This is a genomic window from Streptomyces sp. NPDC058157 (assembly GCF_042884105.1).
Lineage (GTDB): Bacteria > Actinomycetota > Actinomycetes > Streptomycetales > Streptomycetaceae > Streptomyces.
The window spans coordinates 1-26,898 of sequence record NZ_JBHVUQ010000102.1 but is presented as its reverse complement, the minus strand read 5'-3'; the positions used below and the strand labels follow the sequence as shown (position 1 = coordinate 26,898).

The window sequence follows — 26,898 nt, the reverse complement described above, 5'->3', positions numbered from 1 at the left end:
TGCCTTCGGGCCCTGCCTTCGGGCCCTGCCTTCGGGCCCTGCCTTCGGGCCCTGCCTTCGGGCCCTGCCTTCGGGCCCTGCCTTCGGGCCCTGCCCTCGGGCCCTGGCCCCGGGCCCTGGCCCCGGGCCCTGCCCTCGGGTCCTGGCCTCGGTTCCTGCCTTCGGGTCCTGGCCTCGGTCCCTGCCTTCGGGCCCCGGCCTCGGTTCCTGCCCTCGGGCCCTGGCCCCGGGCTCTGCCTCCGGGCCCCGGCCTCGGTTCCTGCCCTCGGGTCTCGTCCCGGGTCTCGTCCCGGGTTCAACCTCGGGTCCCGTGTCGGGCCCCGCCCCGTTTCGCGTCCCGGGTCCAGCCCTCGGGTCTCGTCCCGGGGGCGGTCCTCGGGGGCCGGGCACCGGCGGGTTGGCGGGCCGTATCGGGGCGAACCCTGCCGGATCACCGGCGCGCACGGGTTCTGAGAGACTGTGGGCGATGAACGAGACACCGATGCGCGTGTACGCCGAGATCGATCTTGATGCCGTGCGGGCCAACGTGCGTGCCCTGCGGGCGCGGGCGCCCCGGGCCGAACTGATGGCCGTCGTCAAGTCGAACGCCTATGGGCACGGGGCCCTGCCGTGTGCCCGCGCCGCCCAGGAGGCCGGGGCCACCTGGCTCGGCACCGCCACCCCCGAGGAGGCGCTGGAGCTGCGCGCCGCCGGGATCCGGGGGCGGATCATGTGCTGGCTGTGGACCCCCGGCGGGCCCTGGCGGGAGGCGATCGAGGCCGACATCGACGTGTCCGTCAGCGGGATGTGGGCCCTGGAGGAGGTCCGCGCGGCCGCCCGCGCGGCCGGCCGCACCGCCCGGATCCAGCTCAAGGCCGACACCGGCCTCGGCCGCAACGGCTGCCAGCCCGCCGACTGGGCCGAACTCGTCGGCGCGGCCGTCGCCGCGCAGGCCGAGGGCACCGTCCAGGTCACCGGCGTCTGGTCGCACTTCGCCTGCGCCGACGAGCCCGGCCACCCCTCCATCCGGCTCCAGCTCGACGCCTTCCGCGACATGCTGGCCTACGCGGAGAAGGAGGGGGTCGACCCCGAGGTCCGGCACATCGCCAACTCGCCCGCGACCCTCACCCTCCCCGAGACCCACTTCGACCTCGTCCGCACCGGCCTGGCCGTCTACGGCGTGTCGCCCTCCCCCGAGCTCGGCACCCCCGCCGAACTGGGCCTGCGGCCCGCGATGACCCTCCGGGCCTCCCTCGCGCTGGTCAAGACGGTCCCCGCCGGGCACGGCGTGAGCTACGGCCACCACTACGTCACCGAGTCCGAGACGCACCTCGCGCTCGTCCCCGCCGGCTACGCCGACGGCATCCCGCGCAACGCCTCCGGCCGCGGGCCCGTGCTCGTCGCCGGGAAGATCCGGCGGGCCGCCGGGCGGATCGCCATGGACCAGTTCGTCGTGGACCTCGGCGACGACCTCGCCGAGGCGGGGGACGAGGCCGTCATCCTCGGCGACGCCGAGCGCGGCGAGCCGACCGCCGAGGACTGGGCTCAAGCGGCGCATACGATCGCGTATGAGATCGTCACCCGTATCGGAGGTCGGGTGCCCCGGGTCTACCTCGGCGGCTGAGGCTGAGTGAGGACGGCGACGTCGTGAGCGGGAACGGGTCGTGAGCGAGAACTGGCGCAAGGCCGGCTGGGCCGGCGCCGCCATCGGCGTCATGGCGGCGGGCGCCGCGGCCGGTGTCGCCGTCGAACGGATCACCGTGGGCCGGGGCATCCGCCGCAAGGCCCGCCTCGCGCTGGACGCCGCCGGGGACTACGGATCCCTGCGCGGCACCGAGGGCACCTGCCGCGCCGAGGACGGCACCGAGCTCCACTACGAGGTCGACGAGGTGGCGGAGCCGCCCGCCGGCTCCGGCAGGCGCAGGCCGCGCCGCAAGGGCGCCGCCCCGGCCACCGTCGTGTTCTGCCACGGCTACTGCCTCAGCCAGGATTCCTGGCACTTCCAGCGCGCCGCCCTGCGCGGGACCGTCCGCGCCGTCTACTGGGACCAGCGCAGCCACGGCCGCAGCGCCCGGGGCCTGGCCCAGGCCGACGGCGAGCCCGTCACCATCGACCAGCTCGGCCGCGACCTCAAGGCCGTCGTCGACGCCGCCGCGCCCGAGGGCCCGCTCGTCCTCGTCGGCCACTCCATGGGCGGTATGACCGTCATGGCCTTCGCCGAGCAGTTCCCGGAGCTGGTGCGCGAGCGGGTGCTCGGGGTGGCCCTGGTCGGAACCTCCAGCGGACGGCTCCACGAGGTCACGTACGGGCTGCCGGCCATCGGGCAGGGCGCCGTGCGCCGCCTGCTGCCGGGGGTGCTCAAGGCCCTCGGCTCCCAGGTGGAGCTCGTGGAGAAGGGCCGCCGGGCCACCGCCGACCTCTTCGCCGGGATGATCAAGCTCTACTCGTTCGGCTCCCGCGACGTCGACCCCGGCGTCGCGCGCTTCGCCGAGCGGCTGATCGAGGCCACCCCGATCGACGTGGTCGCCGAGTTCTACCCGGCCTTCCAGACCCACGACAAGAGCGCCGCCCTCCAGCGGTTCGCCGGCCTCCCGGTCACCGTGATCGCCGGGGACCGGGACATGATCATCCCGCCCGGGCACAGCGTGGCGATCAAGGAGGAGCTGCCGGCCGCCGAACTGGTGGTCCTGGAGGAGACCGGCCACCTGATGATGCTGGAGCGCCCCGAGATCGTGACGGGGCTGCTCACCGGCCTGCTGGAGCGCGCGGGTGCCGTCCCCGCACCGACTAACGTTGGGGCGCATGGAAGACGTACAGCGGGAAGCGCCGCGCAGCCCGGCCGCTGAGGCCCTGGCCGAGGCCGCCGCCGAAACCCTGATCACCGTCGACTCGCCCGCCTCCATGCAGGAGCTGGGCCGCAGGATCGCCGCCCTGCTGCGCCCCGGCGACCTGGTCCTGCTGACCGGCGAGCTCGGCGCGGGCAAGACCACCCTGACCCGGGGGCTGGGGGAGGGGCTGGGCGTGCGCGGGGCCGTGACCTCGCCGACCTTCGTGATCGCCCGGGTGCACCCGTCCCTGGGCGACGGGCCGCCGCTGGTGCACGTGGACGCGTACCGGCTGGGCGGCGGGCTGGACGAGATGGAGGACCTGGACCTCGACGTCTCGCTGCCCGATTCCGTCGTCGTCGTGGAGTGGGGCGACGGCAAGGTGGAGGAGCTCTCCGACGACCGGCTGCACGTGGTCATCGGGCGGGCGGTCGGCCACGAGGAGGTCCTGGACGACGTGCGCCAGGTCGCGCTGCGCGGCGTCGGCGCGCGCTGGGCCGGGGCCGGGCCGGAGCTGGCGCGGCTCTCCCCGGCGTAGTCGGCCGTTTCCCGACGAGGTACCGACAACTCGTCGGGAAAACGTTGCGCTGCCGCGGGCTCGCGTGATGACATGGTACCGAGCGCTGGTTAGGTCTACCTAAGTACGGCGTCCCGGGGTCTCAGGAGGCAGCCATGTCGGCAGCAGGAGCAGAGCGAGCGCCCGTCGTGTCCATGCGGGCCCTGCTCGCGGCGGGCGTGGCCGCCACCGCCGTGTCCACACCGCCCGCCCGCTCGGAGCCGGACCCCCGGGACCCCGCGTCCGAGGGCGCGGCGGACACGGAACAGGCCGCCGCCGCGGAACCGGAAGCGGCCTGAGACGCCCGCGACCACCCGTACGCGGGACCCGCGTACGGGTGAGGGACGTACCCGGAACGTCACTCGGACGGGCAGAGGACGGCCAGTGGGCGGGGCCAGTGGACGGGCGGGCGGCCCGACGGCCTACTGGACGACGACGACCTTCGAGTTGTACAGCGCGAAGGCCCACATGGCGTCCCCGTCCGCACGCGACATCCGGATGCCGCCCGTCTTCTTCCCGGCGTCCGGCTGCGGCAGCGCGCCGTCCACCCGGGCGCTGAAGCCGATCCCGATGCCCTCGGCGCTGCTGGCGAAGCGGACCACGTGCTCGATCGGCACCCCGTCCGAGCCGGTGACCGTGCCCGCCCGGGAGTTGACCAGGTAGCTGCCGGGCGCCGGGTGCACCGTGCTCGGCACCACCGTGAAGGTCTTCGGCTCCTTGCCGTCCTCCGTGACCAGCCACACCCGCTTCTGCGACACCGAGTACACCACCCGCTGCCCGCTCCCCGACTCGGCCGGCAGCGTCGCCGGCTTCGCCGCGCCCTGCTGCGCCGGAGCCTGGTTCTGCGGGGTCGCCGGGGCCTGCGCGGCGGGCTTCGCGGGATGCGCGGGAGCGGTCGCGTGGGCCTGGTAGCCGAGGAAGCCGATCGCCGCGATCGCCGCGACGGTGAGCCCCGCCACGATTCCCGAGCTGCTGCTTGCCACCTTGCTCCTGCCTCTCCGCGTCCGCGCGTACCGGTTCCTGCCCTGTCGCCGCGCCGCCGCCGCTCCGTAGCCGCCGCGCCGCCGCGTCGTACTCCCGGTCGAAAGGTAGCAGCCGGGCCCCGCCGCGACCGGCCGCAAGGCCCGGCCGCCCGGGAGTCGTAGGCTGTTCGCGTGCTCTTGCTCGCCGTAGATACCGCCACGCCCGCCGTCACCGTCGCCCTGCACGACGGGGAGACCGTCCTGGCCCGGTCCCACCAGGTCGACGCCCGCCGCCACGGGGAGCTCCTGCTGCCCTCCGTCGACCGGGTCCTCGCCGAGGCCGGGGTGAAGCTCGAAGCCCTCACCGGCATCGTCGTCGGCGTCGGCCCCGGCCCCTACACCGGCCTGCGCGTCGGCCTCGTCACCGCCTCCACCTTCGCCTCCGTCCTCGGCATCCCCGTGCACGGCCTGTGCACCCTCGACGGGCTCGCCTACGCCGCGGGCGCCGCCGGGATCGAGGGCCCCTTCACCGTCGCCACCGACGCGCGGCGCAAGGAGGTCTACTGGGCGCGCTACGAGGACCCCCGCACCCGGGTCGGCGAGCCCGCCGTGGACCGCCCGGCCGACATCGCCGAGCAGGTCGCCGGCCTCCCCGCGGTCGGCCAGGGCGCCCGGCTCTACCCCGAGGTCTTCACCGACCCGCGCGAGCCCGAGCACCAGTCGGCCGCGGCCCTCGCCGCCCTCGCCGCCGAACGCCTCGCGGCCGGCGCCCCGTTCGAGAACGCCGACGGCGTCCCGCCGGTCCCGCTCTACCTGCGCCGCCCGGACGCCCAGGTGCCGAAGAACTACAAGGTGGTCACCCCGCAGTGACGGCCCCGACCGCAGTGCTCCGCGAGATGCGCTGGTGGGACATCGCACCGGTGCTGGAACTGGAGCACGAACTCTTCCCCGAGGACGCCTGGTCCGCCGGGATGTTCTGGTCCGAACTCGCCCACGCCCGCGGCCCGCGCGCCAGCCGCCGCTACGTCGTCGCCGAAGACCCGGAGAGCGGCCGCCTGGTCGGCTACGCGGGCCTCGCGGCCTCCGGCGACCTCGGTGACGTGCAGACCATCGCGGCGGCCAAGGACCAGTGGGGCACCGGACTCGGCGCCCGGCTGCTCACCGAACTGCTGCGCGCCGCGACCGCCTTCGAGTGCGCGGAGGTGCTGCTGGAGGTACGGGTCGACAACACCCGCGCCCAGCGGCTCTACGAGCGCTTCGGCTTCGAGCCGATCGGCTTCCGGCGCGGCTACTACCAGCCCGGCAACGTCGACGCGCTGGTGATGCGCCTGACCGACCCGGCCCGCACGCCGGAGCCGGCCGCCCCGGCCGCCCCGGCTGATGCGGCCGACCCGACCCCCGAGACCCCTGAACACCCTGAGAGCAGTGAGACCCATGGCTGACGAACCGCTCGTCCTCGGCATCGAGACCTCCTGCGACGAGACCGGCGTCGGCATCGTCCGCGGCACCACCCTGCTGGCCGACGCGGTCGCCTCCAGCGTCGACGAGCACGCCCGCTTCGGCGGTGTCGTGCCCGAGGTCGCCTCCCGGGCCCACCTCGAAGCGATGGTCCCGACCATCGAGCGCGCCCTCAAGGAAGCCGGCGTCACCGCCCGCGACCTCGACGGCATCGCCGTCACCGCCGGCCCCGGCCTCGCAGGCGCCCTGCTGGTCGGCGTCTCGGCGGCCAAGGCGTACGCGTACGCGCTCGGCAAGCCGCTGTACGGGGTCAACCACCTCGCCTCCCACATCTGCGTCGACCAGCTGGAACACGGCCCGCTGCCCGAGCCGACCATGGCCCTGCTGGTCTCCGGCGGCCACTCCTCGCTGCTGCTGGCCCCGGACATCACCAGCGACGTGCGCCCGCTCGGCGCGACCATCGACGACGCGGCCGGCGAGGCCTTCGACAAGATCGCCCGCGTGCTCCAGCTGGGCTTCCCCGGCGGGCCGGTCATCGACCGGCTGGCCAAGGAGGGCGACCCCAAGGCCATCAACTTCCCGCGCGGGCTGACCGGGTCGCGCGACCCGGCGTACGACTTCTCCTTCTCCGGCCTCAAGACGGCGGTGGCCCGCTGGATCGAGGCGAAGCGGAACGCGGGCGAGGAGGTGCCGGTGCGCGACGTGGCGGCGTCCTTCCAGGAGGCCGTGGTGGACGTGCTGACGCGCAAGGCGATCCGCGCGTGCAAGGACGAGGGCGTGGACCACCTGATGATCGGCGGCGGCGTGGCGGCCAACTCCCGGCTGCGCTCGCTGGCGCAGGAGCGGTGCGACGACGCGGGGATCATCCTGCGCGTACCGCGGCCCAAGCTCTGCACCGACAACGGCGCGATGGTCGCGGCCCTGGGCGCGGAGATGGTCAAGCGGAACCGTCCCGCCTCGGACTGGGACCTGTCGGCGGACTCCTCCCTCCCGGTGACGGACCCGCACGTCCCGGGCACGTCCCACGACCACGACCACGTGCACGAGCTCAGCAAGGACAACCTGTACTCGTGAACACCGTCGTCGCGCTGATGTGGGAGGCCCGGGCCGTCGAGGGCCGGGGCAACGAGCTGCTGGAGTGGGCCCGCGCCCAGGTCCTGGCCCGGGAGCCGCTGCGCCGCGAGGTGCTGCGCGCCCCGCAGGACCGGGTGCTCGTGATCACCTGGTGGGAAGCGCCCGAGGGCCGTGCGGCGGCGGAGCTCCCGGAGCTCCCGGAGCCCGCGGCGGACCTGATCACCCGGGCCGTGCACCGCTGGCGGTTCGAATCCGTCGAGGTCACGCGGGTCGAGCAGGGCGGCTGAGCGCGGGTCGAGGAGCGCTGCGGTGAGGCTCCATGGGGCGCCGCTAGGGTCATGCGCATGTCTAGCCGCCGTGACCTGCCGCCCCCGCCGCCGCCCGCGCACCTGCGCGAGTGGCTGGACGAGCGCGTCGTACGGGCCGACCGCGCGCGCTTCCTCGCGGACCTGAGCCGCCGCAGCCTGGGCCTGGGGCGGCTGGCGCTGCTGTGGGTGCTCGCGGCGGTCTTCGCGGTGGGCTGGACCTTCGTGAGCATGGCCGTGATGACCTTCGAGTCCGGTGCCGGTGCGGAGCGCCTCTTCGGGGCCGTGTTCGCCGTGATGGGGCTCGCGGTGCTGGTGCCGGCGGGCTACTGCTTCGTCCGGGGCGCCCGGCAGGAGCGCCGGGTGCACCAGCTGCTGTGCGCCTGGGCCGTCGCGGACCGCGGCCCCGGGGCGGACGCGGGGCTGCGCGCCCCGGTCCGGAGCGCGGTGTGGCTGCTGGCCTCGCTGTCCCTGGGCACCCTCGGCCTCTGGACGGCCTTCGCCGCCGCGTCGGGGGCCCGGCCGGGGACGGACACGGTCGGGGAGGTCGCGTACTTCATGGGCCTCGGCCTGATCCTGTGGGTCACCGCCCTCCTGGGCCTGGCCAAGGCCGCCACCCACTACAGCTGGTCCCTCCGGGCCCGCCGGACCGACCGCCCGGAGCGCGGCCGACCCAGCGCCCCCGCCCCGGCGGCCCACCACCCCCGCCCGGCGAAATCCCGCCTCGCGGGCGTCTGAGGCGCCGCACCGGCCCCCTCCCCGCCCGGCCAGGGCCTACGCGGGGCCGCCGATCAGCATCGCCGGCGCTCCCGCGACCCGCGTCAGGAACACCGTCGCGGAATTCGGCCCCGACGGCTTCACCTTCCGCCGCAGCTCCTCCGGCTCGATCGCCGACCCCCGCTTCTTCACCGTCAGCACCCCCACCTCCCGCTCCCGCAGCAGCGCCTTCAGCTTCTTCAGCCCGAACGGCAGCACGTCCGTGATCTCGTAGGCCGTCGCGTACGGCGTCGCCCGCAGCTCGTCGGCCGTGATGTACGCGATCGTCGGGTCGATCAGCCGCCCGTCCAGCGCCTGCGCCACCTCCGCCACCAGGTGCGCCCGGATCACCGCCCCGTCCGGCTCGTACAGCCACCGCCCCACCGGCCCCGCCTCGGGGTCCGGCAGCGGCTCGGCGGTGTTCAGCCCGACCGGCCCCGGCAGCAGCGTGGCCCGTACCGTCCCGGGGGCGGTGCCGAACCACAGCACGGCCTCCTTCACGTTCCCGTGGTCCGAGATCCACTCCGCCTCGGCCTCCGTCGGCACCGCCTCGTGCGGGATCCCGGGCGCGATCTTGATCGCGGCGTACTTCGCCGCCCGTGCCGCCCCGACCGCCCACGACAGCGGGGGCGAGTACGACTCCGGGTCGAAGATCCGCCCGCGCCCGCCGCGCCGCGCCGGGTCGATGAAGACGGCGTCGTACGGGGAGACATCGACCGTCGTCACGTCCGCCTCCCGGACCTCGATCAGGTCGGCCAGCCCCAGCGCCTCCGCGTTGGCCCGCGCGACCGCCACCGTCAGCGGGTCGAGGTCCACGGCCAGCACCCGGATCCCGCGCCGCGCCAGCGCCAGGGCGTCCCCGCCGATCCCGCAGCACAGGTCCGCGACGCTCCGTACGCCCAGCTCGGCGAGGCGTTCGGCGCGGTACGAGGCCACCGGCGCGCGGGTGGCCATCTCCCCGCCGCCGGGGGTGAAGAACATCCGGAACGCGTCCTCGGCCCCGAACTTCGCCACCGCCCGCTGCCTGAGGCGGGCCTGGCCCAGCGCGGCCGACACCAGCCCGGCGGGGTGCTCGCGGCGCAGCCGGGTGGCGACGGCCAGCTCCTGGGCGGGGTCGTAGTCGCGGAGCGAGTCGAGGAGGGCGCGCCCCTCGGGGGTGAGGAGCGCGGCGAAGTCTTCGGGAGTCACGGCTCCATTGTCGGCCAGTCGGTGGAAGGGGGGACCTCGGCCGTGGTGTCGACCGGGGAGCCGCGCCGCGCGGTGCAAGGATCCGCGCTATGCAGCTTGTACGACAAAAGGGAAATCCCTCGCAGTTTGGTCACCGGTCCGCGGCACGCCCGCGCGCCCGGTACGGGGTGGCCGCGGCAGCGCTGCTGGTCGCCGCCCTGGGCACGGGGTGCGGCGCCGCCGACCCGGGGACGCCCGTCAAGGGCAAGCCGGGCCACGCCGCCGCCGAGGCCGGCTCGGGCGCGGCGGGCGCCCTCGCCAACTCCGCCGAGCAGCAGAAGGCCGCCCAGCAGGCACGCGTCGCCATGGCGAAGAAGTGGGGCCTGGCCAAGACCCCGCTCGCGGCCCCGCCCGGGCCCAGGACGAAGCCCGAGATCACCGCCCGGGAGGGCTTCGAGGTCGAGGGCCAGGAGGAGCTCCCCCCGGTCTTCACCACCGTCCCGACCGAGGACAAGGTCGTCTTCCTGACCGTCGACGACGGGGCCGAGAAGGACCCCGAGTTCATCCGGATGATGCAGGAGCTGAAGATCCCGTACACGGCGTTCCTCAGCGACTACCTCGTGCGGGACAACTACGGGTACTTCAAGCAGATGCAGGACGCGGGCGTCACCCTGGACAACCACACCCTCAACCACCGCTACCTGCCCGGCCTCAACTACGAGCAGCAGCGCGAGGAGATCTGCGGGCAGCAGGACACCATCCAGAAGCAGTTCGGCAAGCGGCCCCAGCTGTTCCGGCCCCCCTACGGGAACTACAACCAGGACACGCTGCGCGCGGCGAAGTCCTGTGGCATCAAGGCGGTCCCCCTGTGGAACGCGGAGGCCTTCCCGAACCGGATGGACTACCGTGAATGGGACAGGGACCTGCACCCCGGCGACATCATCCTCACGCACTTCCGGGGTCGCGAGGACTGGAAGGGCACCATGCCTGACATGATCCGTCATGTCATGAAGACCGTCACGGACAAGGGGTACGCCGTGGCCCGCCTGGAGGATTACCTGTGAAGTACGCGCGCCGGCTGGTGGCCGGGACGCTGACGGCCGGCGCGCTCGCGCTGTCCCTGTCCGGATGCGGGAACAGCGTGGATCCGATCGAGAGGCTGGGCCGCAAGGCCGGGCAGTCGGGGAGCCCGTCGGCGTCCCCGTCCGCCCGGACCTCCGCGGCCCCGTCCGCCCAGGCGGGCACCCCGGGGGACGAGGCGTACCGCAAGTGGGGGCTGACCGCCCCGCTGCAGTACGCCCCGAAGCCCGCGCAGAAGCCCCAACTCCCCAAGCCGGCCGGTCCGGGCAAGCCGGTGGTGGTGGACCGAATACCCGTCGCGCCGAACGACAAGGTCGTCTTCCTGACCTTCGACGACGGCGCGGAGAAGGACCCCGAGTTCCTGAAGATGGCGGCCGAACTGAAGCTGCCGATCAGCATGTTCCTCACGGACAACGTGGCGTCGTCGGACTACGGCTACTTCGAGAAGCTCCGCGACAACGGCTCGAACAGCACGGTGAACAACCACACGCTGACGCACCCCAACATGCGCACGCTGGCGTTCGCGGCGCAGAAGAAGGAGATATGCGGCCAGCAGGAGCGCCTGGAGAAGCGCTTCGGCAAGCGCCCGGTCCTCTTCCGCCCGCCCTTCGGCAACTACAACGACGACACCCTGAAGGCCGCCTCGGAATGCGGCATCAACACGGTCGTGCTGTGGCGGGCGTCGATGCAGATAAACGACTTCCAGTACGCCGAGGGCTCGGCCTTCAAACCCGGTGACATCGTCCTGGCCCACTTCCGCGGCCCGTCGGAACTCAAGGGCGCGACGGAGATCCACATGGTGACGAAGATGCTCCAGCACATACAGGAACAGGGCTACAAGATCGCCCGCCTGGAGGACTACCTGTAGGGGCAGGTGCGGGGCCGGTAGGCCCGTCACCAGCGGAAATCCACTCGGCTCGGGGTGGGGGCGGGCCCTAGGATCTGCCGCATGGCAACGCGACTTGTGCAGATCAACATGAAGGCCCACGACGACACGGCGCTCGGGCGGTTCTGGGCGGAGGCGCTCGGGTGGGGTGTCGACAGCGAGGGGCCCGGCGTGACCAACCTGGAGCCCGTGGGGTTCTCCTACCCCGACCCCGTGGCCGTGTGCGTCGACATCATCGCCCGGCCGGAGCCCAAGACGGTCAAGAACCGGGTGCACCTCGATCTGGCCACCACGTCGGCCGCCCACCAGGCGGAGTTGGTCGCCCGTCTGAAGGACCTCGGCGCGACCCTCGCCGACGTGGGCCAGGGCGACGTCCCCTGGACGGTCATGGCCGACCCGGAGGGCAACGAGTTCTGCGTCCTGGAGCCCCGCGAGATCTACCGCGACACCGGCCCCGTCGCCGCGGTCGTCGTCGACTGCGCGGACCCGCGCGAGATGGCCCGGTTCTGGGACGCGGCGATCGACTGGAAGCTGCACCAGGTCACCGACGACCAGGCGACCCTGCGGTCCGCCCAAGGCGTCGGCCCCTACCTGGAGTTCATCCGCACCCCGGACACCAAGAGCGGGTGGAACCGCGTCCACCTCGACGTCGCCCCCTACACCGGTGACGACCCGGCGGCGGAGGCGGCCCGGCTGCGCGCCCTGGGAGCCACCAGCCCCAGCTATGACGCGTCCGCCATCTCCTGGACCATCCTGGCCGACCCGGAAGGCAACGAGTTCTGCCTCCTCAGCCCCCGCGGAACCGCATGACGGCGTGACGTTCCGGCGCGGGGGGACGGCCCCGCCGGGACCCACCCCCCCGTGCCGATCGGCTACCGGACCCCGGCCACCACCGGGGTGATGGTCGTTTCCGCCGGCCCCCGGGCGTCGGCCTCCCGCTGGCGTTCCGCGCTGTCGCTGATGCGCAGCAGGAGGGCGATCATGATCCAGTTGGCCAGCAGTGACGAGCCGCCCTTCGCCAGGAAGGGCAGGGCCTTGCCGGTCAGGGGGATCAGGCCCGTGACGCCGCCCGCGACCACGAAGACCTGGAGCGCCAGCGCCGACGCGAGGCCGATCGCCAGCAGCTTGCCGAACGGGTCGCGCGCGGCCAGCGCCATCCGCAGGCCCCGCTGCACCAGCAGGGCGTACAGCAGCAGGACGGCCATGACCCCCGCCAGGCCGAGCTCCTCGCCCACCGTCGTCAGGATGAAGTCGCTGCGCCCCGCGAACTTGATCAGCTCGGGGTGGCCCATCCCCAGGCCGGTGCCCGAGATGCCGCCGGTGCCGAAGCTGAACAGGGCCTGCGCCGACTGGTCGGAGGTGACCCCGGGCGGGGGCTTCTCCCAGTAGTAGGAGAGCGGGTCGAGCCAGGCTGCGACGCGCGCCTTGACGTGCGGCTCGGTCGAGCCGACGACGAACGCGCCGCCCGCCGCCAGGACCAGGCCGCACACGATCCAGCTGGTGCGCTCGGTGGCGACGTACAGCATCACCACGAAGACGCCGAAGAAGATCAGCGACGTGCCCAGGTCGCGCTCGAAGACCAGCACCAGCAGCGAGATGATCCACACCGTGATGATCGGCCCGAGCTGCCGCATCGGCGGCAGCCGCATGCCGAGGAACCTCCGGCCGGTCAGGGCCAGCGAGTCGCGGTGGATCACCAGATACCCCGCGAAGAAGACCGCGATCATGATCTTCACGAACTCGCCCGGCTGGAGCGAGAACCCGAACAGGATGATCCACCGCTTGGCGCCGTACGTGTCGGCGCCGAAGAACGCCGGTGCGATCAGCAGCACCAGCGCCAGGGCCATCGTGATGTAGATGAACCGCTGGAGCAGCCGGTGGTCCCGCAGCAGCGCCACCACCAGCAGGCAGGCGGCGACCCCGACCACCGTCCACATCAGCTGGCCGGGCGCGTTCGCGTCCGAGCCGTAGCGCTCGATGTACCCCTGGTCGAGCCGGTGGATCAGGACGAGCCCCAGCCCGGTCAGCAGCATGGCGAGCGGGAAGATCAGCGGGTCCGCGTACGCCGCGAACCGGCGGATGCCCAGGTGTCCCACCAGCGAGAGCAGCGACATGCTGATCACGAAGCTGGCCAGGTGCTGCGGCAGCTCGCCGTTCATGGCCAGGCCCGCGCTCACGTGCCCGAAGACGGCGATGGCGACCACGAAGACGAGCAGGAGCGCTTCGGTCCGGCGGCGGGCGCCCGCCGTCGTCAGCGGTCTCAGTCCACGCACGGGACGCCGCCCCCGTCGATGGTGTCCGGCTCCGGCCCTGACGGCGGAGGGGCTGACGCCGGAGGCGCCGACGGCGATGAGGGGAGGGCGGAAGGAGACGTGGCGCCCGGTGCACTCGGGGTCGCAGTGGCGGTCCGGGGACCGATCTGCTCGGCAATGAGGCGCTTTATCTTCATATCATCTACGACGTTGATGTCCTCCCCATGGTTCCTTGCGAAGCCCTCGATGGGGAGTGTCGAAAATTGCACTTTTCCGCCGGACAGGTTTTTCGCCTGCTTCAGGAACGACAGCAGATCCCATCCCGCGTCCGTCACGACGTCCTGTTTCGCGGTCTCGATCAGCTTGATCAGCTTTACCGGATCGGTGAAGGTCCCCGCCGAATTCAGCTTCTGCGTCGCCCCCGCCAGGAAGGCCTGCTGCCGCTTCGTCCGGTCCAGGTCGCCGCCGTCCAGGCCGTGCCGCTGCCGGACGAACGCCAGCGACTGCCGCCCGTCCAGCGTCTGCCGGCCGGCCGGGAAGTCCGCCCCCGAGTAGCCGTCCTTGACCGGCTTCTTCAGGCACACCGGTACGCCGCCCAGCGCTTCGGCCAGGTGGTAGAAGCCGGCCAGGTTCAGCTCGGCGAAATGATCGACCGGGACGCCCAGGAAGTTCCGCACCGTTGCGATCTGCGCCTTGCGCCCCGCCTCGCGCCCCTCCCGTTCCAGCTGCCGCCGGTCCTTGACCCCCTGTGCGGCGAGCCGGTCCTCCTCGGCCGACTTCGCCAGCCCGTACGCCTTCTTGATCTTGTCCTTGTGCCCGGGGCCGGACCCCTCCGCTCCCGCCAGCTCGACGAAGTCGTCCCGCGGTATCGAGAAGGCCTTCGCCCGCCCGCCGTCGCCGGGCACGTGCAGCAGGATCATCGTGTTGGCGTTGTAGCCGCCGATGTCCGAGCTCCCCGCGTGCAGCTGGTCCAGCACGGCTTCCGGGAGCGGGTCGCCGTTCTGGTCGCGGCGGCTGTCCAGACCGATGAGCAGCACGTTCACATCGCCGTGCGCCGACTTCTCCGCCCCGTCCAGCGCCTTCGAGCTGCCGATGCCCGCCGCCAGGTCCCGGTAGACGTACCAGACGGCGCCGCCCGCCAGCAGGGCGAGCGCGCAGACCGCGATCAGCAGCCTGCGGGCGATCCGTATGCCTGACGTGCCCGCTTTCCTCCGTCGTCCGCTCATGCCCGTCGATCCTGGCGCAGCCCCGCTGAAGGAAACCTGAGAGCCCGGCGGCTCAGCGCCTGCCCGACGGGATCCGCAGCTCCAGCAGCGCGCCCCCGTCCGGCGCCGCCAGGGCGCGGACGTCGCCCCCGTGGGCCCGGGCGATCTCGCGGGCGATCGCCAGGCCCAGGCCGGTGCCGCCGCTGGCCCGGCCCCGGTCCGCGTCGAGGCGTACGAAGCGCTCGAAGACCCGGGCCCGGTCCGCCTCCGGGATCCCCGGACCGTCGTCGGCCACCTCCAGCACCGCCCACCCGTCCCGCGCGGCGGCCCGCACCACGACCCGGCCCCGCGCGTACCGCAGGGCGTTGTCCACCAGGTTTCCCAGGGCCCGCTCCAGCCGCGCCGCGTCCCCGTACGCCGGGACCGGCGCCGGGGCCTCCACCCGCAGCGGCACCCGGGGGACGGGCCGGCGCGCCGCGTCCTCCGCCGCCAGCAGCGCGAGGTCCACCGGCTCGGGGCGCGGCGCGGGCCCCCCGTCGAGGCGGGCCAGCAGCAGCAGGTCGGCGGCGATCCGCTGGAGCCGTTCGGTGTCGGCCAGCGCGGCCTCCACCGACGCCCGGTCGGGCCGCTCCATGGCCAGGGCCACCTCCAGCCTGGAGCGGACGGCGGCCAGCGGGTTGCGCAGCTCGTGCGAGGCGTCGGCGGTGAACTGCCGCTGCCGGGCGTCGGAGCGCTCCAGCCGGTCGAGGGTGTCGTTGACGGTCCGCGCCAGCTGGGCGATCTCGTCGGCGCCGCCCGGGTCGGGGACGCGGCGGTCCAGCTCGCTCGCGGTGACCGAGGCCAGCCCGGAGCGGATGGCGGTGACGGGGCGCAGCGCGTGCCCGGTGGCCCACCAGGCCACGGCCGCCGCGAAGGCGATCATCGGCGGCGCCCCGGCGAGCAGGGCGACGGCGACGGCGCGGGTGGCGTCGTCCACGTCCCCGAGCACGGTCATCGCGTACACGGTGCGCGGGGCGGCCGGGTCGTGCGCGCCGGACGGGCCGGGGGCCTCGACGGCGACGACCACGCGCCGCTGGCCGCCGGGGTGCGCGGGGGCCAGGACGGCGGAGCGGGAGTCCTGCCCGGGGCCGGGGCGCAGTCCGTCGAGGCGGGGGATGTCGCGGGGCTCCCCGCCGGCGGCGGTGCTCGCGACGGTGCGGCCCTGCGCGTCGCGTACGAGGACCAGGTCGACCCCGTTCTCCGGCGCGGGCAGCCGGCCGCCGGGCGGGAGGGTGCGGGTGTCGGCCTGCGCGGCGACCTTCCGGGCGGCGAGCTCGGTGCGGCCGGTGGTGTTGTCGAGGAGGTTGCCGCGCATGAGGGTGTACAGCCACAGGCCGCCGCCGGCGAGGACCGCGGCCATGGCGAGCGCGGCGGCGAGCGCGGTCCGGGCGCGCAGGCTGCCGACCACCGTCAGCCGCCGTCGGGGGCCATGCGGTACCCGGTGCCGTGGACGGTGCGGATGGAGCGGCGGCCGAAGGGGGCGTCGATCTTCTTGCGCAGGGAGGAGACGTAGACCTCGACGATGTTGGGGTCGATGCCGTGGGGGGAGTCCCAGACCTCGTCGAGGATGTCCTGCTTGGCGACGGCCCGGCCGGGGCGCTCCATCAGGCAGGCGAGCACGCCGAGCTCGCGGGCGGTGAGTTCGATGTCCTGCGCGCCGCGGCGGCAGCGGCGGTCGTGCGGGTCGAGGACGAGGTCCCCGGCGCGGAGCAGGGCGGGCGCCGGGCCGGGGCCGGCGGCTCGGCGGGCGAGGGCGCGCAGGCGGGCGCCGAGCACGACGAAGGAGAACGGCTTGGTGAGGTAGTCGTCGGCCCCGGCGTCGAGGCCCTCGGCCTCGTCGTACTCGCCGTCCTTGGCGGTGAGGACCAGGACGGGGGTGGGGTCTCCGTGGGCGCGCATCCGGGCGCAGATCTCGGCGCCGCCGGGGCCGGGCAGCATGAGGTCCAGCAGCACGACGTCGTAGGGGCCGCCGGTGAGGGCCAGCTCCAGCCCCCGGTGCCCGTCGTGGGCGACCTCGACGCGGTGGCCCTCGGCGGACAGGCCCTGCCGGAGGGACTCGGCCAGGTTCTCTTCGTCTTCGACGACCAGGATGCGCACCCGTCCACCCTCACACACCGGGCACCGGACCGGCCCGGGGCGGGGCCGGGCGCGGCAGGGGCCGGGTTTGGGCCAAACGGGTCCAGCCGCGGCCGGAATGCATGGAACCGGCGGACCGTGTTGGCACTCCGCTTGACCGAGTGCTAATCGCCGGAATAGTGTCACACCTGGCACTCGCCACCGGTGAGTGCCAACACAGCGACAGGCAGGTCCGGCACCCGCGACGACGGATCGACCTGGTCGCCACCTCAGACAGTTAACCCCGGATCTCCGAAGGGGGAGGTCGGATCGTGACGACCGCCAGCTCCAAGGTTGCCATCAAGCCGCTTGAGGACCGCATCGTGGTCCAGCCGCTCGACGCCGAGCAGACCACGGCCTCCGGCCTGGTCATCCCGGACACCGCGAAGGAGAAGCCCCAGGAGGGCGTCGTCCTCGCGGTCGGCCCGGGCCGCTTCGAGGACGGCCAGCGTCTCCCGCTGGACGTCTCCGTCGGCGACATCGTGCTGTACAGCAAGTACGGCGGCACCGAAGTGAAGTACAGCGGCGAGGAGTACCTCGTCCTCTCGGCCCGCGACGTGCTCGCGATCGTCGAGAAGTAATCACTTCTCACGCATTGCTTTGAACTGCGCCCCTGGTCACCCCGCTGATTGCCGGGCGGCGAGGGGCGCGGTTCGTTAAACCCGAGTTTTCGAGAGGGCTGAACCGCTCCCATGGCGAAGATCCTGAAGTTCGACGAGGACGCCCGTCGCGCCCTCGAGCGCGGCGTCAACAAGCTTGCCGACACGGTCAAGGTGACGATCGGCCCCAAGGGCCGCAACGTCGTCATCGACAAGAAGTTCGGCGCCCCCACCATCACCAACGACGGTGTCACCATCGCCCGCGAGGTCGAGCTGGACGACCCGTACGAGAACCTCGGCGCCCAGCTGGTGAAGGAGGTGGCGACCAAGACCAACGACATCGCGGGTGACGGCACCACCACCGCCACCGTGCTCGCCCAGGCGCTCGTCCGCGAGGGTCTGCGCAACGTCGCCGCCGGCGCTTCCCCGGCCGCCCTGAAGAAGGGCATCGACGCCGCGGTCAAGGCCGTGTCCGAGGAGCTCCTCGCGACCGCCCGCCCGATCGAGGACAAGTCGGACATCGCCGCCGTGGCCGCGCTCTCCGCGCAGGACTCGCAGGTCGGCGAGCTCATCGCCGAGGCGATGGACAAGGTCGGCAAGGACGGTGTCATCACCGTCGAGGAGTCCAACGCCTTCGGCCTGGAGCTGGAGTTCACCGAGGGCATGGCCTTCGACAAGGGCTACCTCTCCCCGTACATGGTCACCGACCAGGAGCGTATGGAGGCCGTCCTCGACGACCCGTACATCCTGATCAACCAGGGCAAGATCTCCTCCATCCAGGACCTCCTGCCGCTGCTGGAGAAGGTCATCCAGGCGGGTGGCTCCAAGCCGCTGCTGATCATCGCCGAGGACGTCGAGGGCGAGGCGCTCTCCACCCTCGTCGTCAACAAGATCCGCGGCACCTTCAACGCGGTCGCCGTCAAGGCCCCGGGCTTCGGCGACCGTCGCAAGGCGATGCTCCAGGACATGGCCACCCTCACCGGTGCCACCGTCATCGCCGAGGAGGTCGGCCTCAAGCTCGACCAGGCCGGTCTGGACGTCCTCGGTTCCGCGCGCCGCGTGACCATCTCCAAGGACGACACGACCATCGTCGACGGTGGCGGCAACGCCGCTGACGTCGCGGGCCGCGTCAACCAGATCAAGGCCGAGATCGAGTCCACGGACTCCGACTGGGACCGCGAGAAGCTGCAGGAGCGCCTGGCGAAGCTCGCCGGCGGCGTCTGCGTCATCAAGGTCGGCGCCGCCACCGAGGTGGAGCTCAAGGAGAAGAAGCACCGCCTTGAGGACGCCATCTCCGCGACCCGCGCCGCGGTCGAGGAGGGCATCGTCTCCGGCGGTGGCTCCGCGCTCGTCCACGCCGTCAAGGTCCTGGAGGGCAACCTCGGCCTGACCGGCGACGAGGGCACGGGCGTGTCGGTCGTCCGCCGCGCCGCCGTCGAGCCGCTGCGCTGGATCGCCGAGAACGCCGGCCTCGAGGGCTACGTCATCACCTCGAAGGTGGCGGAGCTGGAGAAGGGCAACGGCTTCAACGCCGCCTCCGGCGAGTACGGCGACCTGGTCAAGGCCGGCGTCATCGACCCGGTCAAGGTCACCCGCTCCGCGCTGGAGAACGCCGCCTCCATCGCCTCCCTGCTGCTCACGACCGAGACCCTGGTCGTCGAGAAGCCGGCCGAGGAAGAGGCCGACGCCGGTCACGGCCACGGTCACGGCCACAGCCACTGAGGCCCGCGCCCCTGAGCGCCGGCACTAGCTGAACGAGAAGGCCCTGGTCACCGCTGCGACGCGGTGGTGACCAGGGCCTCTTGCGTGTCCGCTGCCCGCTACTCGGGCAGCATGCCCATCTGCCGCATCAGGCTCGGGGCGTCGTAGTACCACCAGCCCTCGGCGATCCGGCCGTCGTCGATACGGAAGGTCGTACATCCCGACATCGTGACTTCCTTGCCGGTCGGGGCGACCCCCATGAACGTGCCCTTCTGGTTGCCCTTCCAGTTCCAGAGGGTCGTGACGCAGTCGCCCTCGGCGATCTGCCGGGTCTGGTCGAAGGAGAAGTCGAACGCTTCCCTCCACATGCTGATGGTCTGCCGCATGCCGTCGCGGCCGTCGCTCTGACCCTCGCTCTCCATGATGTCGTGGTCCTTGTAGTCCGCCGCCAGGCACTCGTCCAGGACGGCGAAGTCGCCCTTGAGGATGCACTCCTCGAACATCCGGTTCACGACGAGCTTGTTGAGGTACTCGTCGCGCACCACGTCGAGGTTCATGAACTTCGGCATTCCCTCGCAGAGCGCGACCATCTCCTGGAACATCCGGTCGGTCTCGGGGAGGTGAGAGTTCTTCATCGCCTCCTCGTACGAGGGGAATTCGACGAGGTCCACGTAGTGGGTCTGGGAGTCGCGGTCCCGGCCGATCATGGTGTGGGTGACCGTGCGCTTCCCGCTGGTCTGTTCCGCGTAGCGGTCGATGAGGGCGTTCATCTCGTCGAACCGCCTGGTCTCGTAATCGATTACCTGTACGAACGTCATCGCGTCGCCTCCCGGGGTGATGGGACACGTCCATTTTAGGGAGATTTCACCCGTTTGCCGCGCTTACCGATGGGTCGTGCGGGTAGCCTCGGGGGACCTACTGCGGCCCGTACTTGCGCCCCGTCCGGGAGGACACGCCGCCGAGCAGCCCGCGCGGGGTCAGCTTCACCACGCCCATCAGCGCCTTGTACCGCGGGTCCGGGATCGAGACGGTCTTGCCGCGCGCGAGGTCGGCCAGCGCGGCGCCCACCAGCTTGTCGGCGTCGAGCCACATCCAGCCGGGGATGTTGTCGGTGCCCATGCCGGCCCGCTGGTGGAACTCTGTCCGCACGAAGCCCGGGCACAGCGCCATCATCCGCACCCCGGACCCCGCCAGGTCGCGGGCCGCGCCCTGGGTGAACTGCACGACCCAGGCCTTGCTGGCGCCGTAGGTGCCGCGCGGGACGAAGGCGGCCACCGAGGCCACGTTGACCACCCCGCCGCGGCCGCGCGAGCGCATCGACTCCGTGGCCGCCGAGGTCAGCCGCAGCACCGCCTCGATGTGCACCTTCAGCATGGCCAGCTCGTCGGCCATCGAGACCTCCAGGTAGCGGCCCTTGTTGCCGAAGCCGGCGTTGTTGACCAGCAGGTCCACCGGGTGCGTCCGGTCCCCGAGCCGGGTCTCGACGGCCGCGATGCCCTGCTCCGTCGACAGGTCGGCGGACAGCACCTCGGCCTCGATGCCGTGCCGGTCGTGCAGCTCGGTGGCCTGCTCGGCCAGCCGCTTCGCGTCCCGGGCCACCAGGACGAGGTTGTGGCCCTGGGCGGCGAGCCGCCGGGCGAAGGCGGCGCCGATGCCCGCCGTGGATCCAGTGATCAACGCAGTCGTCATGTGCGCAAAATAGCCGCCCGGGCCCCGCGCCCCCACCCCTGAGGGGGCCGTCCTCAAAGTCGCGGCCGAAGGCTGGGGTCGACACAAAAGGCGGGCTTATGCTCGAGGGGTGATTGAGGCACGCCACCTGCGGATCCTGCGCGCTGTCGCCGGGACCGGTTCCTTCTCCGCCGCCGCCCGCGAACTCGGCTGCACCCAGCCCGCCGTCTCCCAGCAGATGAAGGCCCTGGAGCAGTCGGCCGGCACCCCGCTGCTGGTCCGCACGGGCCGCGAGATGCGGCTGACCCAGGCCGGGGAGGCCCTCGTGCGGCACGCCGCCGGGATCCTGGCCGGGCTGACCGCCGCCGAGGAGGAGGTCGCGGCCATCGCCGGGCTGCGCGCCGGGCGGGTGCGGCTGGTCTCCTTCCCCAGCGGCAGTTCCACGCTGGTGCCGACCGCGCTGGCGGCGATGCGCGCCGAGCACCCGGGCACCCGGATCTCGCTGGTGGAGGCGGAGCCGCCGCGTTCGGTGGAGATGCTGCGCGAGGGGGACTGCGACCTGGCGCTGGCCTTCCGCTACGGCGGGGCCGCGGCCGTGGCCGAGTGGGAGGACCTCGTGGTCACCCCGCTGCTGACCGACCGGCTCGTCGGGCTGGTGCCCGAGGGGCACCGGCTGGCCGGGGCCGGCCGGGTGGGCATGGCGGAGCTGGCGGACGAGCCCTGGATCGCGGGCTGTCCGCGCTGCCGCCGCCATCTGGTGGAGGTGTGCGAGGGCGCGGGCTTCACCCCGCGCATCGACTTCGCCACCGACGACTACCCGGCCGTGGTCGGACTGGTCGGCGCGGGGCTGGGTGTGGCGGTGCTGCCGGAGCTGGCGGTGGAGTCGGTGCGGGCCAAGGGCGTGAGCGCCCTGGTGGTGGAGCCGGCGGTGGAGCGGGAGGTCGTGGCGCTGACGCTGCCCGACCTGGCCCGTGTGCCGGCGGTGGCGGCGACCCTGGGGGAGCTGGTGCGGGCCGCCGCCCGCTGACGGTCAGTGCGGGGCGATCGGGCCGATCGTGCTGGAGGCGGGGATCAGGCGGTGTCGTGCGCGGCCCATCAGTTCCTCGCGTTCGTCCTCGGTGAGGCCGCCCCACACCCCGTAGGGCTCGCGGACGGCGAGTGCGTGTGCGGCGCATTCCGAGCGCACCGGGCAGCGCATGCAGACCTCTTTAGCCGAGGCCTCGCGCGCACTCCTGGCCGCGCCCCGCTCGCCCTCCGGGTGGAAGAAGAGGGAGCTGTCGACCCCCCGGCAGGCTGCGAGCAGCTGCCAGTCCCAGAGGTCGGCGTTCGGTCCGGGGAGGCGGGAGAAATCTGCCATGGGTAGTCCTCTTGGTGCCGGTACTGAGGCGGATACGGTCCATGTCTCCACACCTACTGTCGTAGTAGATGTAAATATGACTCATTGGGAATCTAGCCTCAGACACATGCCAAACGGAAGGAAAGCCGCCAAATAGGGCATAGCTCCAGATGGAGGACGCGCCGAGGGCGCCTCCAGCGTCGTGATCGCTTCCTCACGTAGAGTGCCGAAGGTGTCCGTCCGACCCGTAACTCTTTCGAGTGACCGTCGTTGAGAGAGCGAGTGCGGTTGAAACGAGAAGTTCCCGGACAGGTGTCCGAGGGCATCGATCGCACAGGTGACGATACGTACCAGCCTGGAGGCTCAAGGTGACGCGCATCAGCAGCTGCGGAGGGCGGTCATGACTTCCGTCCTCGTCTGCGACGACTCCCCGCTTGCCCGAGAGGCGCTCCGTCGCGCGGTTGCCACCGTGCCCGGCGTCGAGCGTGTGACGACGGCCGCCAACGGCGAGGAAGTCCTCCGCCGCTGGGGTGCCGACCGATCCGACCTGATCCTGATGGACGTGCGGATGCCCGGCCTCGGCGGTGTCGAGACCGTCCGCCGGCTCCTGTCCGCCGACCCGGGCGCCCGCATCATCATGCTGACGGTCGCCGAGGACCTGGACGGCGTGGCCCTCGCGGTCGCCGCCGGCGCCCGTGGCTACCTGCACAAGGACGCCTCGCGCGCCGAACTGCGGGCCACGGTCACCCAGGCGCTCGCCGACCCGACCTGGCGGCTGGCCCCGCGCCGGCTGCGCTCGGCGGAGATGGGCGCCGCGCCCACCCTCACCGCGCGCGAGATCCAGGTGCTGGAGGGCATGAGCCACGGCCGGTCCAACGCGGAGATCGGGCGCGAGCTGTTCCTCTCCGAGGACACGGTCAAGACGCACGCCCGCAGGCTTTTCAAGAAGCTCGGCGCCTCGGACCGGGCGCACGCCGTGGCGCTCGGCTTCCGCTGGGGTCTCGTCCGCTGACCGCGGGAGCGGCCTCCGGCTGACCGGAGCGGTCCCGTCCGCCGATGGCGGGCGGGGCGGCAGGCCCCCCGGGGGAGACGGGACGGGAAAGTCCCGTCCCGACCGGTGTCCCGCCGGGGATTGACGGGGCACAATCCAGGGGACGTGTCGCTTCGGGCGCGATGCCGCATCCTTGATGGTGTGCCGCATTCTTGGAGAGGTCGAGTCCTCGGGGACGACGATTCGGGCCGAGCGGAGGGGAGGGCGCAGAAGATGGGTTCCGGCGCACCCGCTCATAACGCTTCGATGCACAACACGGACCGCGATGCCACGAACGCTCCGGCGCCAAGGCACCATGGATTGATGCGCGACGACGAGGCCCTGGGGTCACCCCCGGCCACAGGCCCCACCGGCGCCGCCAAAGGCGGCAACGCCGGGGCCGTCAGCGCGCTCGTACGCCGCGCGGTCGACGGCGACGAACAGGCCACGCACGATCTGCTGGCCTTCGTGCACCCCCTCGCCATCCGCTACTGCCGCACCCGGCTGTCGCGGCTCCCGGGTGACGCCCGCCACTTCGTCGAGGACCTGGCGCAGGAGGTGTGCGTCGCCGTGCTGATGGCGCTGCCCCGCTACCGGGACACCGGACGCCCCTTCGAGGCGTTCGTCTTCGCCATCGCCGCGCACAAGGTCGCCGACCTCCAGCGGGCCGCCATGCGGCACCCGGGCAGCACCGCCGTCCCGTCCGACGAGATGCCGGAGCGGCCGGACGACTCGCTCGGGCCGGAGGAGCGGGCGCTGCTCAGCAGTGACGCCGCCTGGGCCAAGAAGCTGCTGGCCAACCTGCCGGAGAACCAGCGCGAGCTGCTCGTGCTGCGCGTGGCCGTCGGGCTGACCGCGGAGGAGACCGGGCAGATGCTCGGCATGTCCCCCGGAGCGGTGCGGGTCGCGCAGCACCGTGCGCTGAGCCGGCTGCGCGCGCTCGCGGAGCAGTGAGCCACCGCGTTTTCCTCGTAGGAAGCTACGAAACTTCTGGTTGACCTTGGTCGTGGAATGAGACGCCTCGGGATCCCGTTAGCATGGACATCCGCGCTGAGCAAGACCATTTGGGAAGGTGTCATGACCGCCGACGGAGTACCCGACAAATTCGCCGCGCTCGGACTGACCTACGACGACGTGCTGCTGCTGCCGGGCGCGTCGGACATGGCTCCGGACGAGATCGACACCTCCTCTCTCATCTCGCGCAACGTCCGCGTGAACGTTCCGCTGCTGTCCGCGGCCATGGACAAGGTCACCGAGTCCCGGATGGCCATCGCGATGGCCCGCCAGGGCGGCGTCGGTGTCCTGCACCGCAACCTCTCCATCGCCGACCAGGCCAACCAGGTCGACCTGGTCAAGCGCTCCGAGTCCGGCATGGTCACCGACCCGATCACGGTGCACCCGGACGCGACGCTGCGCGAGGCCGACGAGCTCTGCGCGAAGTTCCGCATCTCCGGCGTCCCGGTCACCGACCCCGCCGGCAAGCTGCTCGGCATCGTCACCAACCGCGACATGGCCTTCGAGTCGGACCGCAGCCGCCAGGTGCGCGAGGTCATGACCCCGATGCCGCTGGTCACGGGCAAGGTCGGCATCTCCGGCGTGGACGCCATGGAGCTGCTGCGCCGCCACAAGATCGAGAAGCTTCCGCTCGTCGACGAGTCGGGTGTCCTCAAGGGCCTCATCACGGTCAAGGACTTCGTCAAGGCCGAGAAGTACCCGAACGCCGCCAAGGACAAGGACGGCCGCCTGCTGGTCGGCGCCGCCGTCGGCGTCGCCGGTGACGCGTACGAGCGCGCCCAGGCCCTGATCGAGGCGGGCGCCGACTTCATCGTCGTCGACACCGCCCACGGCCACTCCCGCCTGGTCGGCGACATGGTCTCCAAGATCAAGTCGAACGCCTCCGTCGACGTCATCGGCGGCAACGTCGCCACCCGCGACGGCGCCCAGGCGCTCATCGACGCCGGTGTCGACGGCATCAAGGTCGGCGTCGGCCCCGGCTCCATCTGCACCACCCGCGTCGTCGCCGGCATCGGCGTCCCGCAGGTCACCGCCATCTACGAGGCCTCGCTGGCCGCCAAGGCCGCGGGCGTCCCGGTCATCGGCGACGGCGGCCTCCAGTACTCCGGCGACATCGCCAAGGCCCTGGTCGCGGGCGCCGACACGGTGATGCTCGGCTCGCTGCTCGCGGGCTGCGAGGAGTCCCCGGGCGAGCTGCTGTTCATCAACGGCAAGCAGTTCAAGTCCTACCGCGGCATGGGCTCGCTCGGTGCGATGCAGTCCCGCGGCGACCGCAAGTCCTTCTCCAAGGACCGCTACTTCCAGGAAGGGGTCGGCGGCGACGACAAGCTGATCCCCGAGGGCATCGAGGGCCAGGTCCCCTACCGCGGCCCGCTCTCCGCGGTGGTCCACCAGCTCGTCGGCGGCCTGCGCCAGTCGATGTTCTACGTCGGCGGCCGCACGGTGCCGGAGCTCCAGGACCGCGGCCGGTTCGTCCGGATCACCTCGGCGGGCCTCAAGGAGAGCCACCCGCACGACATCCAGATGACGGTGGAAGCGCCGAACTACAGCCGCAAGGGCTGAACACGATGACCGCCCGGAGGGGCGGGCCCACCCGGGCCCGCCCCTCCGGCGCGTCCGCGCACGGCCCGTGCGTGCGTCCGTACAGCGGTCACCGGAACGCGGGTCCCCGGGGTTCGGGGATACTGGACGGGCAGACCCAGAGGAAAGGCCACCACACGTGACTGAGATCGAGATCGGGCGCGGCAAGCGCGGCCGCCGGGCGTACGCCTTCGACGACATCGCCATCGTCCCCAGCCGGCGTACGCGGGACCCGAAGGAGGTCTCGATCGCCTGGCAGATCGACGCGTACCGCTTCGAGCTCCCCTTCCTGGCCGCCCCCATGGACTCCGTGGTCTCCCCGCAGACCGCCATCCGCATCGGCGAGCTCGGTGGCCTCGGCGTGCTGAACCTCGAGGGCCTGTGGACCCGCTACGAGGACCCGCAGCCGCTGCTCGACGAGATCGCGGAGCTGGACGAGGAGGCCGCCACCCGCCGTCTCCAGGAGATCTACGCCGCGCCGATCCAGGCCGACCTCATCGGTCAGCGGATCAAGGAGGTGCGCGACTCGGGCGTCGTCACCGCCGCCGCGCTCTCCCCGCAGCGCACCGCGCAGTTCTCCAAGGCCGTCGTGGACGCGGGCGTCGACATCTTCGTCATCCGCGGCACCACCGTCTCCGCCGAGCACGTCTCGGGCGCGGCCGAGCCGCTGAACCTCAAGCAGTTCATCTACGAGCTCGACGTCCCGGTCATCGTCGGCGGCTGCGCCACCTACACGGCGGCCCTGCACCTGATGCGCACCGGCGCGGCCGGTGTCCTCGTCGGCTTCGGCGGCGGCGCCGCGCACACCACGCGCAACGTGCTGGGCATCCAGGTCCCGATGGCCACGGCCGTCGCGGACGTGGCCGCGGCGCGCCGCGACTACATGGACGAGTCCGGCGGCCGCTACGTGCACGTCATCGCCGACGGCGGCGTGGGCTGGTCCGGCGACCTGCCGAAGGCCATCGCCTGCGGCGCGGACGCCGTGATGATGGGCTCCCCGCTGGCGCGCGCCACCGACGCGCCCGGCAAGGGCCACCACTGGGGCATGGAGGCCGTCCACGAGGACGTGCCGCGCGGCAAGAAGGTCAACCTCGGCACGGTCGGCACGACCGAGGAGATCCTGACCGGCCCGTCGCACACCCCGGACGGCTCGATGAACCTCTTCGGCGCCCTGCGCCGCTCGATGGCCACGACCGGCTACAGCGAGCTCAAGGAGTTCCAGCGCGTCGAGGTCACGGTCGCGGACTCCCAGCACCGCCGCTGACCCGTCCTTCCACAGGTACGCCGGAGGGCCGGCACCCCGCTCGGGG

General features: G+C 72.5%; 28 protein-coding genes. 19 read left to right on the top strand and 9 right to left on the bottom strand.

From position 1 onward, the window contains the following. Window positions 1-466: 466 nt before the first annotated feature. The 4 genes from alr to ACFVXK_RS23875 all read left to right on the top strand — a co-directional run bounded on the left by alr (window position 467) and on the right by ACFVXK_RS23875 (window position 3,659). Window positions 467-1,603 carry an alanine racemase gene (alr, locus tag ACFVXK_RS23890; protein ID WP_389614797.1) on the top strand — a complete coding sequence of 379 codons (1,137 nt, stop codon included), beginning with the start codon at window positions 467-469 and terminating at the stop codon, window positions 1,601-1,603. Between the two features lie 91 nt (window positions 1,604-1,694). Further along, window positions 1,695-2,825, top strand: coding sequence for an alpha/beta fold hydrolase (locus tag ACFVXK_RS23885; RefSeq protein ID WP_389614803.1), 1,131 nt, complete (start codon window positions 1,695-1,697; stop codon window positions 2,823-2,825). Then, window positions 2,782-3,342, top strand: a complete 561-nt coding sequence (tsaE, locus tag ACFVXK_RS23880; protein ID WP_389614795.1) for a tRNA (adenosine(37)-N6)-threonylcarbamoyltransferase complex ATPase subunit type 1 TsaE — start codon at window positions 2,782-2,784, stop codon at window positions 3,340-3,342. The genes ACFVXK_RS23885 and tsaE overlap by 44 nt, the downstream gene beginning before the upstream one ends. Window positions 3,343-3,476: 134 nt before the next feature. Further along, window positions 3,477-3,659 (top strand): hypothetical protein, encoded by a 183-nt coding sequence (locus ACFVXK_RS23875; protein WP_389614793.1) that lies wholly within the window; start codon window positions 3,477-3,479, stop codon window positions 3,657-3,659. 123 nt (window positions 3,660-3,782) lie between these two features. On the opposite strand, the gene ACFVXK_RS23870 is transcribed toward ACFVXK_RS23875, so the two are convergent. Continuing rightward, window positions 3,783-4,343 (bottom strand): hypothetical protein, encoded by a 561-nt coding sequence (locus ACFVXK_RS23870; RefSeq protein WP_389614791.1) that lies wholly within the window; start codon window positions 4,341-4,343, stop codon window positions 3,783-3,785. 171 nt (window positions 4,344-4,514) lie between these two features. Here ACFVXK_RS23870 and tsaB point away from each other — a divergent pair, with 171 nt between their 5' ends. The 5 genes from tsaB to ACFVXK_RS23845 are packed head-to-tail and all read left to right on the top strand — an operon-like array spanning window position 4,515 to window position 7,897. Next, the gene (tsaB, locus tag ACFVXK_RS23865) at window positions 4,515-5,192 is read left to right on the top strand and encodes a tRNA (adenosine(37)-N6)-threonylcarbamoyltransferase complex dimerization subunit type 1 TsaB (protein ID WP_389614789.1); all 678 of its coding nucleotides are present in this window, start codon (window positions 4,515-4,517) and stop codon (window positions 5,190-5,192) included. A gap of 26 nt (window positions 5,193-5,218) precedes the next feature. Then, entirely contained in the window at window positions 5,219-5,764 is a 546-nt protein-coding gene (gene rimI / locus ACFVXK_RS23860) for a ribosomal protein S18-alanine N-acetyltransferase (RefSeq protein WP_389614801.1), read from the top strand. Further along, window positions 5,757-6,854, top strand: coding sequence for a tRNA (adenosine(37)-N6)-threonylcarbamoyltransferase complex transferase subunit TsaD (tsaD, locus tag ACFVXK_RS23855; RefSeq protein WP_389614787.1), 1,098 nt, complete (start codon window positions 5,757-5,759; stop codon window positions 6,852-6,854). The genes rimI and tsaD overlap by 8 nt, the downstream gene beginning before the upstream one ends. Window positions 6,855-6,871: 17 nt before the next feature. Continuing rightward, entirely contained in the window at window positions 6,872-7,141 is a 270-nt protein-coding gene (locus tag ACFVXK_RS23850) for a hypothetical protein (RefSeq protein WP_389614799.1), read from the top strand. 57 nt (window positions 7,142-7,198) lie between these two features. Further along, window positions 7,199-7,897, top strand: a complete 699-nt coding sequence (locus ACFVXK_RS23845; protein ID WP_389614785.1) for a hypothetical protein — start codon at window positions 7,199-7,201, stop codon at window positions 7,895-7,897. Between the two features lie 36 nt (window positions 7,898-7,933). Here the strand turns inward: ACFVXK_RS23845 and ACFVXK_RS23840 are convergent, their stop codons facing one another. Then, complete coding sequence (locus tag ACFVXK_RS23840; RefSeq protein WP_389614783.1) at window positions 7,934-9,103, bottom strand: methyltransferase domain-containing protein; 1,170 nt, start codon at window positions 9,101-9,103, stop codon at window positions 7,934-7,936. A gap of 89 nt (window positions 9,104-9,192) precedes the next feature. On the opposite strand from ACFVXK_RS23840, the gene ACFVXK_RS23835 reads away from it, so the two are divergent. The 3 genes from ACFVXK_RS23835 (at window position 9,193) to ACFVXK_RS23825 (ending at window position 11,858) form a co-directional block, all read left to right on the top strand. After that, window positions 9,193-10,146: a polysaccharide deacetylase family protein gene (locus ACFVXK_RS23835; RefSeq protein WP_389614781.1), complete on the top strand. Its 954-nt coding sequence runs from the start codon at window positions 9,193-9,195 to the stop codon at window positions 10,144-10,146. Continuing rightward, the gene (locus ACFVXK_RS23830; protein WP_389614779.1) at window positions 10,143-11,030 is read left to right on the top strand and encodes a polysaccharide deacetylase family protein; all 888 of its coding nucleotides are present in this window, start codon (window positions 10,143-10,145) and stop codon (window positions 11,028-11,030) included. The genes ACFVXK_RS23835 and ACFVXK_RS23830 overlap by 4 nt, the downstream gene beginning before the upstream one ends. 81 nt (window positions 11,031-11,111) lie before the next feature. Continuing rightward, window positions 11,112-11,858 (top strand): VOC family protein, encoded by a 747-nt coding sequence (locus ACFVXK_RS23825; protein WP_389614777.1) that lies wholly within the window; start codon window positions 11,112-11,114, stop codon window positions 11,856-11,858. A gap of 62 nt (window positions 11,859-11,920) precedes the next feature. Here the strand turns inward: ACFVXK_RS23825 and ACFVXK_RS23820 are convergent, their stop codons facing one another. Genes ACFVXK_RS23820 through ACFVXK_RS23805 form a run of 4 tightly spaced genes read right to left on the bottom strand, consistent with a single transcriptional unit; the run spans window position 11,921 to window position 16,641 of the window. Then, window positions 11,921-13,321, bottom strand: coding sequence for an FtsW/RodA/SpoVE family cell cycle protein (locus ACFVXK_RS23820; RefSeq protein ID WP_389614775.1), 1,401 nt, complete (start codon window positions 13,319-13,321; stop codon window positions 11,921-11,923). Then, window positions 13,309-14,526, bottom strand: coding sequence for an LCP family protein (locus tag ACFVXK_RS23815; RefSeq protein WP_389614773.1), 1,218 nt, complete (start codon window positions 14,524-14,526; stop codon window positions 13,309-13,311). The genes ACFVXK_RS23820 and ACFVXK_RS23815 overlap by 13 nt, the downstream gene beginning before the upstream one ends. A gap of 52 nt (window positions 14,527-14,578) precedes the next feature. Next, entirely contained in the window at window positions 14,579-15,952 is a 1,374-nt protein-coding gene (locus ACFVXK_RS23810) for an ATP-binding protein (RefSeq protein WP_389614771.1), read from the bottom strand. Between the two features lie 2 nt (window positions 15,953-15,954). Further along, entirely contained in the window at window positions 15,955-16,641 is a 687-nt protein-coding gene (locus tag ACFVXK_RS23805; protein WP_389614769.1) for a response regulator transcription factor, read from the bottom strand. Window positions 16,642-16,931: 290 nt separating this feature from the next. Here ACFVXK_RS23805 and groES point away from each other — a divergent pair, with 290 nt between their 5' ends. Together groES and groL are read left to right on the top strand one after the other, a co-directional pair. Continuing rightward, window positions 16,932-17,240, top strand: coding sequence for a co-chaperone GroES (gene groES / locus ACFVXK_RS23800; protein WP_030230757.1), 309 nt, complete (start codon window positions 16,932-16,934; stop codon window positions 17,238-17,240). A gap of 111 nt (window positions 17,241-17,351) precedes the next feature. Next, a complete protein-coding gene (gene groL, locus ACFVXK_RS23795; protein ID WP_344163596.1) occupies window positions 17,352-18,980 on the top strand; it encodes a chaperonin GroEL in 1,629 nt (542 codons plus the stop codon). A 98-nt stretch (window positions 18,981-19,078) separates the two neighbouring features. On the opposite strand, the gene ACFVXK_RS23790 is transcribed toward groL, so the two are convergent. Both ACFVXK_RS23790 and ACFVXK_RS23785 read right to left on the bottom strand, forming a co-directional pair. Then, window positions 19,079-19,777: an ester cyclase gene (locus ACFVXK_RS23790; RefSeq protein ID WP_389614767.1), complete on the bottom strand. Its 699-nt coding sequence runs from the start codon at window positions 19,775-19,777 to the stop codon at window positions 19,079-19,081. Window positions 19,778-19,874: 97 nt separating this feature from the next. Then, on the bottom strand, window positions 19,875-20,648 hold the full coding sequence (locus ACFVXK_RS23785; RefSeq protein ID WP_389614765.1) for an SDR family NAD(P)-dependent oxidoreductase: 774 nt from the start codon (window positions 20,646-20,648) through the stop codon (window positions 19,875-19,877). A gap of 109 nt (window positions 20,649-20,757) precedes the next feature. Here ACFVXK_RS23785 and ACFVXK_RS23780 point away from each other — a divergent pair, with 109 nt between their 5' ends. Next, entirely contained in the window at window positions 20,758-21,654 is an 897-nt protein-coding gene (locus ACFVXK_RS23780) for a LysR family transcriptional regulator (RefSeq protein ID WP_358893482.1), read from the top strand. A 3-nt stretch (window positions 21,655-21,657) separates the two neighbouring features. Here ACFVXK_RS23780 and ACFVXK_RS23775 read toward each other — a convergent pair whose 3' ends face one another. Then, entirely contained in the window at window positions 21,658-21,984 is a 327-nt protein-coding gene (locus ACFVXK_RS23775) for a WhiB family transcriptional regulator (RefSeq protein WP_030230767.1), read from the bottom strand. Between the two features lie 379 nt (window positions 21,985-22,363). On the opposite strand from ACFVXK_RS23775, the gene ACFVXK_RS23770 reads away from it, so the two are divergent. The 4 genes from ACFVXK_RS23770 (at window position 22,364) to ACFVXK_RS23755 (ending at window position 26,852) form a co-directional block, all read left to right on the top strand. Next, window positions 22,364-22,975 carry a response regulator transcription factor gene (locus ACFVXK_RS23770; RefSeq protein WP_003948568.1) on the top strand — a complete coding sequence of 204 codons (612 nt, stop codon included), beginning with the start codon at window positions 22,364-22,366 and terminating at the stop codon, window positions 22,973-22,975. Window positions 22,976-23,317: 342 nt separating this feature from the next. Then, complete coding sequence (locus tag ACFVXK_RS23765; protein WP_389614762.1) at window positions 23,318-23,947, top strand: sigma-70 family RNA polymerase sigma factor; 630 nt, start codon at window positions 23,318-23,320, stop codon at window positions 23,945-23,947. Window positions 23,948-24,070: 123 nt separating this feature from the next. Then, window positions 24,071-25,570, top strand: a complete 1,500-nt coding sequence (gene guaB / locus ACFVXK_RS23760; protein WP_389614760.1) for an IMP dehydrogenase — start codon at window positions 24,071-24,073, stop codon at window positions 25,568-25,570. A gap of 157 nt (window positions 25,571-25,727) precedes the next feature. Then, a complete protein-coding gene (locus ACFVXK_RS23755) occupies window positions 25,728-26,852 on the top strand; it encodes a GuaB3 family IMP dehydrogenase-related protein (protein WP_045949019.1) in 1,125 nt (374 codons plus the stop codon). Window positions 26,853-26,898: the final 46 nt, after the last annotated feature.